General features: G+C 50.9%; 16 protein-coding genes and 1 tRNA gene. 9 read left to right on the forward strand and 8 right to left on the reverse strand.

What is annotated here, in order from left to right:
• Positions 1–412: 412 nt before the first annotated feature.
• The 7 genes from dnaG (at position 413) to JNC80_RS05370 (ending at position 7,003) form a co-directional block, all read left to right on the forward strand.
• Positions 413–2,386 (forward strand): DNA primase, encoded by a 1,974-nt coding sequence (dnaG, locus tag JNC80_RS05340; RefSeq protein WP_022710978.1) that lies wholly within the window; start codon positions 413–415, stop codon positions 2,384–2,386.
• A 459-nt stretch (positions 2,387–2,845) separates the two neighbouring features.
• Positions 2,846–4,867, forward strand: a complete 2,022-nt coding sequence (rpoD, locus tag JNC80_RS05345) for an RNA polymerase sigma factor RpoD (protein ID WP_022710979.1) — start codon at positions 2,846–2,848, stop codon at positions 4,865–4,867.
• A gap of 159 nt (positions 4,868–5,026) precedes the next feature.
• Positions 5,027–5,320 (forward strand): HlyU family transcriptional regulator, encoded by a 294-nt coding sequence (locus JNC80_RS05350; RefSeq protein WP_376709715.1) that lies wholly within the window; start codon positions 5,027–5,029, stop codon positions 5,318–5,320.
• 113 nt (positions 5,321–5,433) lie between these two features.
• Positions 5,434–5,880, forward strand: coding sequence for a YcgN family cysteine cluster protein (locus tag JNC80_RS05355; protein ID WP_051139026.1), 447 nt, complete (start codon positions 5,434–5,436; stop codon positions 5,878–5,880).
• A gap of 112 nt (positions 5,881–5,992) precedes the next feature.
• Complete coding sequence (locus JNC80_RS05360; RefSeq protein WP_028233645.1) at positions 5,993–6,358, forward strand: hypothetical protein; 366 nt, start codon at positions 5,993–5,995, stop codon at positions 6,356–6,358.
• Between the two features lie 248 nt (positions 6,359–6,606).
• Positions 6,607–6,683, forward strand: a tRNA-Ile gene (locus JNC80_RS05365).
• Between the two features lie 29 nt (positions 6,684–6,712).
• Positions 6,713–7,003 carry a hypothetical protein gene (locus JNC80_RS05370; protein WP_376709716.1) on the forward strand — a complete coding sequence of 97 codons (291 nt, stop codon included), beginning with the start codon at positions 6,713–6,715 and terminating at the stop codon, positions 7,001–7,003.
• Here JNC80_RS05370 and JNC80_RS05375 read toward each other — a convergent pair.
• A complete protein-coding gene (locus JNC80_RS05375) occupies positions 7,000–7,197 on the reverse strand; it encodes a hypothetical protein (RefSeq protein ID WP_221720525.1) in 198 nt (65 codons plus the stop codon). The two genes, JNC80_RS05370 and JNC80_RS05375, sit on opposite strands and share 4 nt — an antisense overlap.
• Positions 7,198–7,320: 123 nt before the next feature.
• Between JNC80_RS05375 and JNC80_RS05380 the strand changes: the two genes are divergently transcribed.
• Positions 7,321–7,680, forward strand: coding sequence for an MmcQ/YjbR family DNA-binding protein (locus JNC80_RS05380; protein WP_151159826.1), 360 nt, complete (start codon positions 7,321–7,323; stop codon positions 7,678–7,680).
• A gap of 29 nt (positions 7,681–7,709) precedes the next feature.
• Here the strand turns inward: JNC80_RS05380 and JNC80_RS05385 are convergent, their stop codons facing one another.
• From JNC80_RS05385 to JNC80_RS05410, 6 genes are all read right to left on the reverse strand, one after another.
• Positions 7,710–8,081: a hypothetical protein gene (locus JNC80_RS05385; RefSeq protein ID WP_306401153.1), complete on the reverse strand. Its 372-nt coding sequence runs from the start codon at positions 8,079–8,081 to the stop codon at positions 7,710–7,712.
• A gap of 229 nt (positions 8,082–8,310) precedes the next feature.
• Complete coding sequence (locus JNC80_RS05390) at positions 8,311–8,997, reverse strand: outer membrane protein (protein WP_376709717.1); 687 nt, start codon at positions 8,995–8,997, stop codon at positions 8,311–8,313.
• Positions 8,998–9,176: 179 nt separating this feature from the next.
• On the reverse strand, positions 9,177–10,358 hold the full coding sequence (locus JNC80_RS05395) for a BaiN/RdsA family NAD(P)/FAD-dependent oxidoreductase (protein ID WP_376709718.1): 1,182 nt from the start codon (positions 10,356–10,358) through the stop codon (positions 9,177–9,179).
• 108 nt (positions 10,359–10,466) lie between these two features.
• Complete coding sequence (gene pncA, locus JNC80_RS05400) at positions 10,467–11,081, reverse strand: bifunctional nicotinamidase/pyrazinamidase (RefSeq protein ID WP_022710989.1); 615 nt, start codon at positions 11,079–11,081, stop codon at positions 10,467–10,469.
• 67 nt (positions 11,082–11,148) lie between these two features.
• The gene (locus tag JNC80_RS05405) at positions 11,149–12,231 is read right to left on the reverse strand and encodes an FAD-binding oxidoreductase (protein ID WP_075656095.1); all 1,083 of its coding nucleotides are present in this window, start codon (positions 12,229–12,231) and stop codon (positions 11,149–11,151) included.
• 108 nt (positions 12,232–12,339) lie between these two features.
• On the reverse strand, positions 12,340–13,584 hold the full coding sequence (locus tag JNC80_RS05410; RefSeq protein ID WP_075656097.1) for an aromatic ring-hydroxylating oxygenase subunit alpha: 1,245 nt from the start codon (positions 13,582–13,584) through the stop codon (positions 12,340–12,342).
• A 373-nt stretch (positions 13,585–13,957) separates the two neighbouring features.
• Here JNC80_RS05410 and JNC80_RS05415 point away from each other — a divergent pair, with 373 nt between their 5' ends.
• Positions 13,958–14,647 (forward strand): D-lyxose/D-mannose family sugar isomerase, encoded by a 690-nt coding sequence (locus JNC80_RS05415; RefSeq protein ID WP_220160007.1) that lies wholly within the window; start codon positions 13,958–13,960, stop codon positions 14,645–14,647.
• A 7-nt stretch (positions 14,648–14,654) separates the two neighbouring features.
• On the opposite strand, the gene JNC80_RS05420 is transcribed toward JNC80_RS05415, so the two are convergent.
• Positions 14,655–15,584, reverse strand: coding sequence for an alpha/beta fold hydrolase (locus JNC80_RS05420; protein ID WP_376709720.1), 930 nt, complete (start codon positions 15,582–15,584; stop codon positions 14,655–14,657).
• Positions 15,585–15,831 lie beyond the last annotated feature (247 nt).

The raw sequence follows: 15,831 nt of genomic DNA on the forward strand, positions 1-15,831 counted from the left end.
ATGTTCAGGACGGATAAAAATGCAGTGCGAAAATCATGCACTGGCTAATCAATCTAGGCACATTATGCTTAATTTGGAAGAGGGATTTTACCTCTAACAGATGGTATTTAAAGTTTTTATGACAAATTTATGACAGTTAGCCGACTAAATCAAAATCCTGCATTTTCAGGTGCTGAAGGATAATATTGCTGTCCCGTTGTATAAGATGATAAGCGATAATTATGACAACTGTGCTACCCGCTTATAGGAGAGGCTGCACTTGCACAGGAGCGGGTATGTGAGTATCGGGGAAAGATGCGTTGTTGAGGCGTGTTTTTCTGTATTCCGTGCTATTAAGGTGAGGGGACAAGTCTGATGTCCCCCGAAGCCAGTATTGTTCTGGCAAGAGAACTGAGAGAGAATTTAAAGGCGCATGCGTTTCCCCCCGTCCTTCCTTGATGAAATCCGCGACCGCGTTCCGATATCGTCTGTGATCGGGACACGCGTGAGTTTTGATCGCAAGAAAACCAATGCGTCCAAGGGGGATTTCTGGGCGTGCTGTCCTTTTCATGGCGAAAAAAGCCCGAGCTTTCACTGTGAGGATCGCAAAGGCCGCTATCATTGTTTCGGCTGTGGTGTGACGGGCGATCATTTCCGTTTTCTGACCGAGCTTGAAGGCCTGAACTTTCCCGAGGCTGTCGCACGGATCGCCGATATGGCCGGTGTGCCGATGCCGGTTATGGATGCCGAGCAGCAGAGACGCGAAGAAAAGCGCGGCACGCTCTATGATGTGATGGAACTGGCCGCAGCATTTTTTGAAGATCAGTTACAGGCATCCGTTGGTGCCAAAGCCCGCTCTTATTTGCGTGATCGTGGCTTAAATGCGCAGACGCAGGCTGAATTCCGTATCGGTTATGCGCCGGAAGGGCGTAATATTCTCAAGGAATATCTGGCCTCTAAAGGTGCAACCCGTGAGCAGATCGAAGCCTGCGGCATGGTTGTGCATGGTGAAGGCATTGCGGTGTCTTATGACCGTTTCCGCGACCGCATTATGTTTCCGATTACCGACAGCCGCAATCGCGTGATCGCTTTTGGCGGACGTGCAATGTCACCGGATGCACCTGCGAAATATCTCAATTCACCGGAAACCGAACTGTTTCATAAAGGTCGCGTGCTCTACAATATGGTACGCGCGCGCCGTGCCTGTCAGGCGCAAAATGGCGAAGAAGCCAAACCGGTCATTGCCGTTGAAGGTTATATGGATGTGATCGCACTGGCGCAGGCCGGTTTCAACGAGGTTGTGGCACCGCTTGGCACGGCACTGACCGAGGAGCAGATGGCTTTGCTCTGGCGGATCAGCCCCGAGCCGGTTTTGTGCTTTGACGGCGATCAGGCAGGTCTTCGTGCTGCCTATCGTGCGGTGGATACCGGTTTGCCGAATTTGCAACCGGGCAAATCGCTGGCTTTTGCTCTGTTGCCTGAGGGCAAGGATCCTGACGATCTGGTCAAGGAGCAGGGTGCTTCCGCATTTCGTGTCGTGTTGCAGGATGCCAAGCCGCTGGCGGAAATGCTGTGGATGCGGGAAACTGCGGGCGGGAATTTTGAAACGCCGGAGCGCCGTGCTGAACTTGATGCACGGATGCGCACCCATGTGGCGCGTATCAAGGACGAGAGCGTCAAACATTATTACAGCCAGCATATGCGTGAGAAATCGCAAAGCTTCTTCGGCCCTAAATGGGGGCGGCAGAATGCCGGTAAGCAGGCAGGTGGCTTCGGCGGTAAGGGTAATTTCCAGCCGCAGCGCGGCAAAGGTAGCGGTTTCGGTGGTGGCTTTGGCAATGCGGCCTCAACCAAGGCTTCTGACAGTCTGACCCGTTCCGCGATTGTGAAGGGCGGTTCATCCGCACCAAGTCTGCGCGAGGCGACGATCGTTCTGACGCTGATTAATCATCCGGCGCTGATTGATGAGAATTTTGAGGTTGTAGCTACACTGGAACTGACCCATGCGGGGCTGACGGCGCTTCATGCCGCGGTTCTGGATGTGATGGCCAGCCATCTTGCCGAAGACGGTAAGATGATGCGTAAAATCCTCAATGAAAACGGTTTTTCTGAATTGCTGGATGAGCTGGAACTGGTGGTACGCCGTGCGCGTCTGTGGCCTGCAACGCTGCTGGCAGCCGAAGATGATGCCCGCGAAGCCCTCAAACAGGCGATGCACTTGCATCTGCGCGCACGGACACTACATAAGGAACTAAGAGCCGTAGAAGAAGCTCTTTCCACTGAAGCGTCAGCCGAGGTTTTTGCGCGTTTGATTGATATTCAGAGCGAAATTCGCAAGGCTGATGCAACCGAAGCGCTTATTGAAGGTTTCGGTCAGTCTTCAGGACGCCCGCCCGGCGGTTTCTGAGGATAAGCAGATACGTGAATAAGGTCGCCAAACAGAGATAATTTGAACAAAAACTGCTCAGAACTGCATTGTTCGGTGCTTAACCGGCGTCACTCTGTCGCGAATCTGCATAAATGATTCGCTTTTTCCATGCGAATCATATGAGTCGCATTCTTTAATTGTATCGGTGAGAGTTTGTCCGTCGCTGAAAGGCGATAATACACAGCATCTGAACAATGTCATTACCGGATTTTATGACCGGTATGAGGTCAATACGGGGCTGAGAAGGCTCTGTAAATATGAAATTTGCAAACCGTTGTTTTAATTGCCGCAGCCGGTAATCAGCACGGTTAATCCGGTTTTAACGCGAAAGCGCTATTGCCGATACTATCGATAGTCATGGGGCATAACGCGAATCGTTTGTTTTGTTGTTCATTCTGCCCGATGGACAAAACAAACCGATCGTCTGGAGATAAATATATGGCAACGAAGGCAAAGGAAAACGAAGAAGCTGAAGTCGAGCGCGATGGCGCGACCGATGGGCCGCTTCTCGACCTTTCGGACGACGCTGTCAAGAAGATGATTAAGCTCGCCAAGAAGCGTGGCTATGTCACGATGGACGAGCTGAATGCCGTGCTGCCTTCTGAGGAAGTCACATCCGAGCAGATCGAAGATACAATGTCGATGTTGTCCGATATGGGCATCAATGTTGTTGAAGATGACGAGCAGGATGCCGACGCAGAAGAGCGCGACGATGACAGCGAAGAAAGCGGCGGTGATCTGGTAGAAGCCGGCGGTACCGCGCTGGCGACAACGACCACCAAAAAAGAGCCGACAGACCGTACCGATGATCCGGTGCGTATGTATCTGCGCGAAATGGGTTCGGTTGAACTCCTGTCGCGTGAAGGTGAAATCGCGATTGCCAAGCGTATTGAAGCTGGCCGCGAAACCATGATTGCAGGGCTTTGCGAAAGCCCGCTGACATTCCAGGCTCTGATTATTTGGCGTGAAGCGCTGAACGACCAGCAGATTTTGCTGCGCGAAATCATTGATCTTGAAACCACTTATGCGGGTCCTGAAGCTAAACAGGCACCGGTGATCGAGCGTGTGGAAGAACAGCCTGCGCGCGGTGATGACAAGGGTGGCCGTCGTTCACGCGATGACGATGATATCACCAATGTCGGCGGTGAAATTCAGGAAGAATATGACGAGGATGAAGACGATGAGGCCAATCTGTCGCTTGCTGCGATGGAAGCCGAATTGCGTCCTCAGGTCATGGAAACCCTCGATCTGATCGCTGATACCTATAAGAAACTGCGCAAATTGCAGGATCAGCAGGTGGAAGGCCGTCTGGCTGCTGCCGGTGAATTGTCGACCTCTCAGGAGCGCCGCTACAAGGAACTGAAAGATCAGCTGATTAAGGCCGTTAAGTCGCTGTCGCTGAACCAGAACCGTATTGAATCGCTGGTTGAGCAGCTCTACGACATTAACAAGCGTCTCGTTCAGAACGAAGGTAAGCTCCTGCGTCTTGCGGAATCTTTCGGCGTGCGCCGTGAAGAATTCCTCAAAGAATATCAGGGCAATGAACTTGACCCGAACTGGACTGACCGACTTGCAACCCTGACAGCCCGCGGCTGGAAGGATTTTGTTGCCAAGGAAAAACGCGGCATTGATAATCTGCGTTCGGAAATTCAGAATCTGGCCACTGAAACCGCGATTTCGATCGGTGAATTCCGCCGCATCGTTAATCAGGTGCAGAAGGGCGAGCGCGAAGCAACCATTGCCAAGAAGGAAATGGTTGAAGCAAACCTGCGTCTCGTGATTTCCATCGCCAAGAAATATACCAACCGTGGTTTGCAGTTCCTTGATCTTATTCAGGAAGGCAATATCGGCCTGATGAAGGCGGTTGATAAGTTCGAATATCGCCGTGGTTATAAGTTCTCGACCTATGCGACATGGTGGATCAGGCAGGCGATTACCCGTTCTATCGCGGATCAGGCACGTACCATCCGTATTCCGGTGCATATGATCGAAACGATCAACAAGATCGTTCGTACCTCGCGCCAGATGCTGCATGAAATCGGCCGTGAACCGACACCGGAAGAACTGGCTGAAAAGCTGGCTATGCCTTTGGAAAAAGTGCGTAAGGTGTTGAAAATCGCCAAGGAGCCTATCTCCCTTGAAACGCCGGTTGGTGATGAAGAAGATTCACATCTGGGCGACTTCATTGAAGATAAGAATGCGCTGCTGCCGATTGATGCGGCCATTCAGGCAAACCTGCGTGATACCACGACCCGCGTTCTGGCATCGCTGACCCCACGTGAAGAACGTGTTCTGCGTATGCGTTTCGGTATCGGTATGAACACCGACCACACGCTGGAAGAAGTCGGTCAGCAGTTCTCGGTTACCCGTGAGCGCATCCGTCAGATCGAGGCGAAAGCACTGCGTAAGCTCAAGCATCCGAGCCGTTCGCGCAAGCTGCGCTCGTTCCTGGATAGCTAATAAGCATAAGAAAGTGCCGTCATCCCTGTGGTGGCGGCATTTTTTAGAGCGTGTCGTGTTTAATACTAGCCGCTGGGCTCACTCTAAATTCTTTTAACTGTCGCATTGTCGCGGACGTTAAATGATCCCATTTAACTGCGAAATGCTCTAGGGGATAGAATGTCTTTTCTTAAACGCCTTTTTGGGTTTGGTGGTTCTGAAGCTGCAGACAGCAAGGCTCAGGCTGAGCCGGTCAGCAGTGAGCATAAAGGTTTTGTCATTCTGGCAACGCCGTTTGCCGAAGCCGGACAGTTTCAGACCTGCGGCCTGATCCGTAAGGAAATCGCTGGCGAGATGAAAGAACATAAATTCATCCGCGCGGATCGTTTCGCAACCATGGATGATGCGGTAAATATTACCCTCATCAAAGCCCGTCAGATTATTGATGAGCAGGGCGACAATTTATTTCGTTAAACCGAGGCGAAATTGACGAGACATAAGGCCCGGTTTACCGGGCCTTTTATTTTGAAATTGATTTATCCGGCCGCAGTAAATTTGCTAAAATGCTGCAGGAAGGTGAGGGCGTTATGAAGAAACCATTCTGGCAAACCAAAACATTGCGTGAGCTGAACAAGCAGGAGTGGGAAAGCCTTTGTGATGGCTGCGGCCAGTGCTGCCTGCATAAATTGCAGGATGACGATACAGACGAGATTTACGGCACCAGTGTTGCCTGTACTTTGCTGGACGGCACAAGCTGTCAGTGCTCGGATTATCCGAACCGCAGAAAAACCGTGCCGGATTGCGTATTTCTGACACCGGAAATCATTGAGACCGTGCGCTGGTTGCCGGAAACCTGTGGTTATCGTCGTGTGTCTGAGGGCAGGGATCTGGAGTGGTGGCATCCGCTTGTTTCCGGCTCCAAAGAAACAGTGCATGAGGCCGGTATTTCCGTGCGTGGCAAGATCACTGCTTATGATCATGATCTGCCGGATGAAGAGGCATATCTGAAACATATGACCGGTCACATTGCCTGATAAAAAGTGATCAGATGAACTGCAAATGAATGATTGATTGCTGCTGCATTCAGAAATAGCCTGCTAAATATTGGATATCGCAACAAGCAAAGAATTATCCAAGGAGGACAATATGTCGGGTTTCTCAATGAAGGCAGCAATTGTTTCCGGCCTGATTGGTCTTGCCGGTGTTTTCTCGGCGGGTGCATCGGCACAGGCCGCATCGCCTGCAGTATCGCTCACCGTCAGTGGTGTGGCGACAACCGGTGCGCCGGTGGTGCAGGTGAACCATCGTCATGGCCATTATAACCGTCCGCAATATCGTCCGAACCGCTATGCCTGCACACCGCGCAATGCGGTCTCCAAAGCATCGCGTATGGGCATTCGCGGGATGCGTGTGCATAGCAACCGCTCAACGATCCGCGTCTCCGGTTATCGCCATGGCCGTCCGGTGAGCGTGCTCTTCGGTAAAGCGCGTGGTTGCCCGATCTTGCGCTAATCCGGCATTGACCGGTTGAATTGATTTCCTGTCAGGCTGTGAATCGAACAGATTCGCAGCCTGATTTTTTATGCGGATGAGAAGACAGCTTTTGGCGCTAAAATTACGGAAATATCTTGTTTTACAGAATGATATGATGCGTCGTCGTCAATATCCGGTATGTCTTTAAACACTGATTGATAATGTTTTGGCTGATAAGCGAGTTAGTCTTGCGATCATGTTTCGATTCAGGTAGATCGGGATTGCGTGGGCCTGTAGCTCAATTGGTCAGAGCCGGCGGCTCATAACCGCTTGGTTGGGGGTTCGAGTCCCTCCGGGCCCACCATCCTCACTTGGATTTGTTAGCGTTATTATATGCGCATCATTGCCAGCGCAAAGCTGGTGATTGTTGCTGCAGCTAAAATCCAGTTGGTCACTGTGATTGTGAGTTCCTGCTTCTGGAGCAATCTTAAAACAATCCAGACCACAGCCCATGTTACGGCAGTGCCGATAAATATGGTTCCGGTGAAGCTGATTAGTATTTCAGAGATATCTGTTCCCGAAACAACCTTCCCGAGAGCTTTGCTGCTTCCGTGCAGCAAAGCCAATATTATAAGAGTTGCAGCCGAGTTCATAACTGGTTTCATGGAGACGGCTTTTGCTTAAAGCGCGTCGTCCTCGTTTTCATCATCATCGTCGGATTCAACAACATCCCATAGAAAGGCGCGTAAGCGTTCCTCAATGCTTTTTCGTGAAGCGCCGGATGCTTCCATGTCGCGCTTAATTTTGAAGAAACGGTCTTTGTCGGTAGGGGAAAGATATTTTGTTGCGGATTCTAGGTTTGATAATTCACTGGCCATAAATGTCGGATGCTTCTTAAATGGTGAAAAGGACGGGAGTGCGTAGTTTAACATCTTGGTGTTTAAAAACAGTAAGATATTATCTCTGCTCTGTGCTGATCGTTTTTGATGTGGTGGGTAGCTATGACTTATGACGAATATAATGCCTTTTGCAGCAGCTTGCCGGCAACAACTTATGTTGTTCAATGGGGTGGTTCACATGTCTGGAAAGTCGGCGGCAAGGTTTTTGTCATTGGCGGCTGGCATAATGACCAGCCGAGTTTCAGTTTCAAAGTCAGCCATATTGCATTTGAAATGCTGCAAGAGCAGCCGGGATTGCGCCCTGCGCCATATCTTGCCTCACGCGGCATGAAGTGGATACAGCATTATGCGGAGCCGGGTCTCAGTGACGATGAGCTGAAGGATTATATCCTGCAATCTTACCATCTTGTTGCGCAGGGACTGTCAAAGAAAAAGCAAAAAGAACTCGGCTTACTGATATAGGCTTTGTGTTCGGAAAATTTGCGCTGATCTTACCGCAGAGACCTTTTCATAATCAGGGGCTCATTGGATCTTGGCGCGGTGTAATTCATGACCACCCGTATTGTTCTGGATTTAACATCGGTTTTATTGGCGCAATCCAGAAGTGCCTGTTGTGCACTGAGAGCAAAGACTTTGCCCGCTTCCCGCACAGGGCGATATTCGACAGTGATGATCTCCAATAACTCACCATCCGCATTATAAGTGACTTCAAAAATGGCTGATGCTTTTTGATAGTCAATTTTCTCCGGCAATTTCCAGCATTTACCTGCCATTTCGGCAATCACTTCGCCGATAGGGGCGGCATGAAGTGAAGACGGAAACAGGCTGCAAGCCAGAAGAATTGCGAAACAGGACTTATTCATATCTCTCCCTATACATCATAGTGCTGATGTATAGATAAGCATAAACCATGCCGAGGGGTAGGTGCGGGGGATTATAATATGGGTATGGTGATAAAGAATACGGGCTGACCACTGGCAGGGAATTGCAAGACCTTTTGTGACGGTGTCTTTGCTGCCGGTTTGAGTTGGCTGCTCAGAAATAAAAAAAGCCCCGCAATGCGGGGCTTTCTTTTTAGTTCGCCAGTATGGATTAGAACTTGTAGTTCACACCAACGCGTACTGTGTGGAACGGAGCCTTAACTTCACCGAAGCGAACGCCGTTAACATCATCCAGTTTCAGCTTGCCGAGGTCGGTGTAGAGGTATTCGGTCTTCAGAGTTACGTTGTTTGTAACAGCGTATTCTGCACCGGCACCTACAGTGTAACCAACTTTAGTGTCGGACTGGGAGAAGCTTGTTGCGCCATCAAAAGCAGAAGCTTTGATTTTACCGTAAGCAACACCACCTGTTGCGTAAACCATGAAGCGGTCAACCGGTGTGTAACCGAGACGAACGCGGGTTGTGCCGAACCAGTTGATTTTGGCTTCTGCACCGTATGTGGTCGCGCCGTAAGTTACTTCAGCATCGGATTTCAGGTTGCCGCCCTGGAAGTCAGTTTCGATACCAACGATGGTCTGGTCGAACTGCCAGTTGTAACCGGCCTGAATACCGCCGAGGAAGCCGCTTGCATTGTCTTTAGCGGATACTGCGAAGTTGTCGTAACCGTTGAACTTGTTCTTGCCGCCTGCATAACCGGCGTTAAGACCGATATAGCCGCCTGTCCAGGAGAAAGTGTCAGCTACAACAGCAGGGGCTGGTTCGTTGTAAACGATAGCATCAGCTGCGAAAGCGCTTGTGGAGGAGAGAAGCAGAGCAGCTGCCAGAGTTGTATATTTCATGTGATGAACTCCTTTTAGATTTCGTTAGAAACATAAAATATACCCTCGGAAATGTCTGTCACAAATATGCAACAGCAAGTTCTTATCGACTTGAAGTAAATGTGATCGCATTGACACTTTTCCGCCATAATGTAAATGTGCGCGCCGCTCACGAAAACGTGTGATTTGTCACGTAAATATTATGCGGCCTGACCTGCGCTGTGGCCCGATGCCCATGCCCATTGGAAGTTAAATCCGCCAAGCCAGCCGGTTACATCCACACATTCTCCAATGAAATAAAGACCTTGTACCTTTTTGGATTCCATGGTCTTTGAGTCGAGCTCATCAGTGCTGATACCGCCGAGTGTAACTTCCGCCGTGCGATATCCTTCGGAACCTGCCGGTTTGATATGCCAATCCTGAATTGCGGCAACAAGATTTGTTAAGATCTTGTCGGACAAATCAGCCAGAGGCTTGTTCAATTGTGTCTTTTCCGTGAAAAACTGGGCTAAACGGCGGGGCAGCTTTTCTGCAAGGGCAGTCTGGACAGATTGTTTGCCATTCGTTTTTCGTGCATTTTTTAACAATCTGAGGAAGTCAAAGTCCGGTTCAATGGTCAAAACGACCTCATCGCCCTCGCGCCAATAGGATGAAATCTGTAGAATCGCAGGGCCGCTCATACCGCGATGGGTGAAAAGCAGTGCTTCGCGGAATCGGGTTTTGCCATGTTTAAGTTCGGCATCGACGGCTATCCCTGAAAGCGGGCTGAGTTGTTCCAGCAGATTAGGCTCCAGCGTCAAAGGCACAAGGCCGGGGCGGGGTTCAATCAGGCTGTGACCAAACTGACCGGCAATCTGATAGGCAAAGCCAGTGGCTCCCATTTTGGGAATGGATTTGCCGCCCGTGGCAATGATCAGCGATTGCGCTTCGATTTTGCCATAGCTTGTTGTGATCAAAAAACCGTCTGTGGTTTTGCTGATGTCCGAAACTGTGGTGTTGAGGTCAAGCCGCACATTGGCCTGCTGCATTTCCGTGCGCAGCATATTGATAATGTCTTTGGCGCTATGGTCACAGAACAGCTGCCCCAATGTTTTTTCATGCCAGCTGATGCCGTAGCTATCGACCATGGCGATGAAATCCTGCGGCGTGAAGCGTGCCAGCGCGGATTTGCAAAAATGCGGATTGGCGGACAGATAGTTTTTTGCCGTTGCATGAATATTGGTGAAGTTGCAGCGGCCTCCGCCGGAAATACGGATTTTGTCACCAGGGGATTTCGCATGGTCAATCAGTACGACCGAGCGTCCGCGCTGACCGGCACGGATTGCACACATCATTCCGGCTGCGCCTGCACCGATAATTACAACGTCTTTTTTCTCAATCACGGTGAGGCTTTCTGTTCCGGAAAACGGGTAGGAGGATAAAGGCGTCTATATAAAGCAAAAAAGGCAGCCGTCGAGCGCTGCCTTGTTGATTGCAGGGAGAATGCAGTTTTAACGGAACGCTACGCCCGCATTGCGCATCTGGCTCATCATGGTTTGCAGCGAACCGCCAATATCAATGGCACGGCTTAAATCCGGCAATACGGTGACTTTGAAACCTTGTGCTGCCGCATCCAGTGCTGAATAGGCCACACAGAAATCAGTGGCCAGACCTGCGAGTGTTACATGTTTAATGCCGCGCTCGCGCAAATAGCCGCCAAGACCAGTCGGGGTCATGTGGTCATTTTCGAAGAAAGCGGAATAGCTGTCGATAGCTTTACGATAGCCTTTGCGGATCACCAGCTCGGCTTTTGTCCATTGCAGGTCTTTATGAAACTCCGCGCCATGGGTTCCCTGTACGCAATGATCCGGCCACAAAGTCTGTTTGCCATAGGACATTGTTACCATTTCATAAGGCTCGCGGCCTTCATGGGTCGAAGCGAAGCTGGAATGACCTGCGGGATGCCAGTCCTGTGTCAGGATGACATGGTCAAAGTGCTCAATCTCCTGATTGATGCCTGCAACGATACTGTCCCCGCCGGCTACAGCCAGCGCGCCTCCGGGGCAAAAATCATTCTGAATATCAATCACAATAAAGGCGGAGTTTTTCTGATCGTGTTGTGGCATCCCATTCTCCCGCTGCGTCACGTCCGAGAGCGATCAGTGACGAAAGCACGCGGAAAGGTCAAGAGGATCAGGCTTCGATTTCCACCCGACCCAAAGGATGCGAGCAGCACGCAAGAATATAACCTTCTTCAATTTCATCATCGCGGATACCGCCATTATGATTCATGACGGTTTCGCCGCTGAGGCATTTGACTTTACACGTACCACAGACACCAAACTCGCAGGCGCTTGGTATTTTCAATCCGCCGTTACGCGCTGCCAGCAACACAGTATCGGTCGGGCTGCACTGCACTTCCATGCCGGATAATGTGAAAATAACGCTCGGCGCTTCTGTCTCTGCATCACCGGCTGCGGCTTCAAGCGCGGCAGGTACCGGTATAGCGGGTGCTTCCGAGGCCGGTTGAAAACTTTCCTGATGATAATTATCCATGTTGAAACCGTTGGCTTCAAGCATGTCACGTACAGCGCGCATAAACGGCTCAGGGCCACAGCAGAAAACTGTGCGGTCTTTGAAATCCGGCGCAGAAATATCGATAATACTATGGCTGATACGGCCATGAACGCCGCTCCAGACATTGCGGGCGATGGAGCGCTCGACAACCAGCTGCAGACGCAGATTATCCATGCGGCTGGCAAGCAGTTCCAGCTCTTTGCGGAAAATGATTTCATCCGGTGAGCGGGCGCAATTGAGAAAAACCACATCGCTGGCCGGTTGCGTATCATAAAGAAAACGCGTCATCGACATCATCGGCGTGATGCCGGAACCGGCAGAGATGAACAGGTATTTTTTGCCCGGATGCGAAACGAGCGAGAAGTCACCGGCAGGGCCGAAAGCTTTGAGCTGCATGCCCGGACGCATATTATCCAGCATCCAGCGGGTGCCGATACTGCCTGCCTGTGCCTTAATGGTGATCGACACAGAATAGGGGCGCGACGGCGTGGAAGACAGCGTATAGGTACGCATGACCGGTTCCGGTGCCGCCGGTATCTCAATCGTGATGAACTGACCCGGCATATAGCGGAACCAGTTATTATTCTCCGGCGTGCGGAACGAGAAAGTCATCACGTCCGGCGCTTCTTCAATCGCCGCATCACATTCCAGAACCTGAAGCCTGTCGTTCCACGGCAGCATTTCATCAAGATATTTCATTCGTGCTGCTCTTCACCTGAAGGGGGCTTGAGGTGGGTTCATAGTGAACCTGCCTGTCATGATATTGTCCGGAGCGCTGTGTTGCGCTCCGGGATATTGCGTTGAGTATCAGGCCACGCGGCTGAGTTTTGCAACTTCACCTTGCAGACGCGGGGTGATGAAATTGGCGTACCATTCAATGAATTGCATGACGCCGCCTTCATGCTCCACGGAATAAGGCCCCGGCTGATAGGCCGGTGAGCGGATGCCGCGGGCATTTTCTTCCACAATCCGGCGATCCTGATCATTGGTCTCGATCCAGACATGGGTCAGCTCATCGAGATTGTAATCAACGCCTTCAACCGCATCTTTATTGACCATCCATTTGGTGGTGACCATGGTTTCCTCGGCGCTGATCGGCAGCACGCGGAAAGAAATTGCATGATCGATCATCACATGGTTCCATGTGGACGGATAGTTGAACAGCAGCATCGCGCCGATTTTGGAAGCCCTGACTTCAGAGCTCAGGCTTTTCGCCACAGCGGGCTTGCCGGACATTGTATAGCTGTCGGCATCGCGCAACAGCGGAATGCGGGCAATACGATACTGGCCGTTCTCAGACATATTGAATTTGGCAGGCAGGCCGGTATCCTCGCAGCGCTTCCAGAGCTGGTTGGTCTCCTCATCCTCCATCATGCCCTGTACGCCGGTGGCGCTTGGAGCTTCAGGATAGGTGCGGCACAGTTCCGGATGGTTGGCGGCGCAATGGTAGCATTCGCGGTTGTTTTCCCAGACCAGCTTCCAGTTGCCTTTTTCAATGATCGTGCTTTCAAAGGCGATCTTGGCATCTTTAATCTGGTGCGGAGCCAGATAAGGCTCAACCGTTGCGCGGAAAGCGTTGAAATCCGGTGCTTCATCCGCGACACAGATATAAATGTAACCGGCGACCGTTTCGCAATGCACGGTTTTCAGGCCGAAATCTGCCGGTTTGAAATCCGGCCCGACCTGACGGGCAAATAATAACTTACCATCCAGATCATAAGTCCACTGATGATATGGGCAGACGAGACGGGCAGCGGTGCCTTTTTCTGCCGTGCAGATACGCGAGCCGCGATGGCGGCAGGTATTGTGAAAAGCGCGGATGCCGCCCTGACTGTCACGCACGACAATCACCGGATAATCACCGATCTGCACAGTGATATAGCTGCCTGCTTTCGGCAGTTCACAATCATGGCCGACAAAAACCCATTCACGGTACCAGATATGTTCAAGATCGAGCTTGTAAAAGTCGGGATCTGTGTAGAATTTCTGTCCGAGACTGAAATTCGGGTCGCGCCCCAACAAGTCACTCAGCATCTGATTGCGGACGTCCATAATATGCCTCGCATAGCGTTGTTCATCGGGGGTGCCGGACTTTAAAATATGTCGCTGCCGGAGTGGCTTATGTGCGACATGAAAAAGCCTGATCCCGTATGGGTATTAAGATTGACGACAAGAGTTAAGTCTCAGAATATTTCTCAAAAAATCTGCTCTGATTATCCGTATTCAACCATTGAAATATGGCGGACGCGCATACGAAAACGACATGGGCTTCGCGTAAAGACGACACGCCAAACCGCCGCATCCGGAAATTTATCGGCGGCAATATTTTGTAACCGAAAAGGGACTGGTCAGACGGGGCAGGCCGTGCTTTTCTGTTGCGCAGACAAGACCCGTATCAAACGGATGACCGCTGGAGGAGATATTTATGAAACGCTCGGAAATTAATGAAATTATCCGTGAAAGTGACCGCTTTATCCGGTCTTTCGGTTTTGTCATGCCGCCTTTTGCCTATTGGTCGCCGGAGGAAATGCGCACCCGTGTGAGTGATGACAGTGCAGCAATCCGCAATGCGCGTCTCGGCTGGGATATTACTGATTACGGGCAGGGGCGTTTCGATGAAATGGGACTGTTCCTGTTTACCGTGCGCAACGGACAGGCCGAAGATCTGCAAAAAGGCACCGGTATGCTTTATGCGGAAAAGATCATGATCTCGCGCGAGAACCAGCTGTCGCCGATGCATCGCCATGTGGTGAAAGCTGAGGATATTATCAATCGCGGCGGTGCCAAACTGGTGCTGGAAATGTTCAATTCCAATCCGGATGGCTCGATTGACGATAAAAGCGACGTGGTTGTTGCCTGTGACGGGCGCATCAAGCGGCTGTCTGCCGGAGGTTTACTGAAGCTTGATCCGGGTGAGAGCGTGACCCTGATGCCCGGTAACTGGCATGCTTTCTGGGGCGAGGGCGGAGATGTGCTGATCGGCGAGGTTTCAACCGTCAATGATGATCTGACGGATAACATCTTCCGTGAACCGATCGGCCGGTTCTCTGATGTGGAAGATGATGTCCAGCCACTGCATTTGTTGGTGTCTGATTATGACAAGTGGCTGGCTTAAAGTTCTGTTAGGCGATTGCCTTTAATGCCCATGCTGTAAAGTCCTGCATGAAACGCGCACGATCTGTTTCATGCAGGCTTTCATGACGCATATCCGGATAAATCTGTGTGGTGATATTGCTGAAACCGGAAGCTTTCAGTCTTTTCTCCAGTGCAAGCAGGGATTTGCCACCTTCTGTTGAAGGGTCCTGTCCGCCACCCTGTAAATAAAGCGGCATATGCAACGGTATCGCTTGTTGTGGTGCAGGATTGTTGCAGCGACGCATAAAGCGGAAAACATCGATCCACATACTGACTGACGGATCATAGCCGCAGAGCGGATCATTATTATAAAGCGCAACCTCCGCTGTATCATGGGACAGCCAGTCAAATTGTGTCTGATAATTTTTCACCTGCTTTGCCCATGTGCGGAAAGTCATGGCTGGCAGGAAATGGCTCGGTACATCGGAACCGAGAAACATGCGCTCGGCTTTGAGTAAAGTGAAAGCCAGTGTTTGATTCAGCACATTGGCAAAATTGGAATTGCAGATGGCTGCCGCATCGGGCGTGCAGAATTTTCCGCATAAAGCAGCGAGTGTTACCAATCCCCCCATGGAATGGCCGAATATTATGAGCGGCAGTTGCCCATGTCTTGCGCGGATTGTCTTTTCAACAAAGCCGAGATCCTGCAGCACTTTTTCATCGCCATCTTTGGCTGCGAACTGGCCGAGCGGTGCATCCGGTGCGCTGGTCAATCCGTGTCCGCGATGGTCATGGGCATAGACGTTAAAGCCGTGCTCCGCGAGATAATCCGCAAAGTCATGATAGCGGGCAGCATGTTCAGCAAGGCCGTGGCTGATCTGTATATTGCCGATTGCCGTTTTCTTCGCCGGTTGAAAACGCAATGCCAGTTTTGCACCGCCCGGACTTAACAGGATTTCAGGATTATCAAACGGCATTGTGAAACCTTGTTTCAGGAGTGCGGAGACTATACTTGTAATAATAATAGCTATTCAGTGTCTGATCCAAAAGTCGCCCACTTGGCTGCAAATGGTGATTTTTTATTCAGCCCCTCAGAGGTTAAACAGGGGAAGATGCTTATCGCGCCTGCTTCGCCTCTGTTCTGGCATTGCCCCTGCGCAATATTTAGCCTAAATAGCGCATCAAAGCGAATTCCCACACATTACGGGCTCAAATTCTCGGAGA

Source organism: Pseudochrobactrum lubricantis (genome assembly GCF_041929865.1).
Lineage (GTDB): Bacteria > Pseudomonadota > Alphaproteobacteria > Rhizobiales > Rhizobiaceae > Pseudochrobactrum > Pseudochrobactrum saccharolyticum.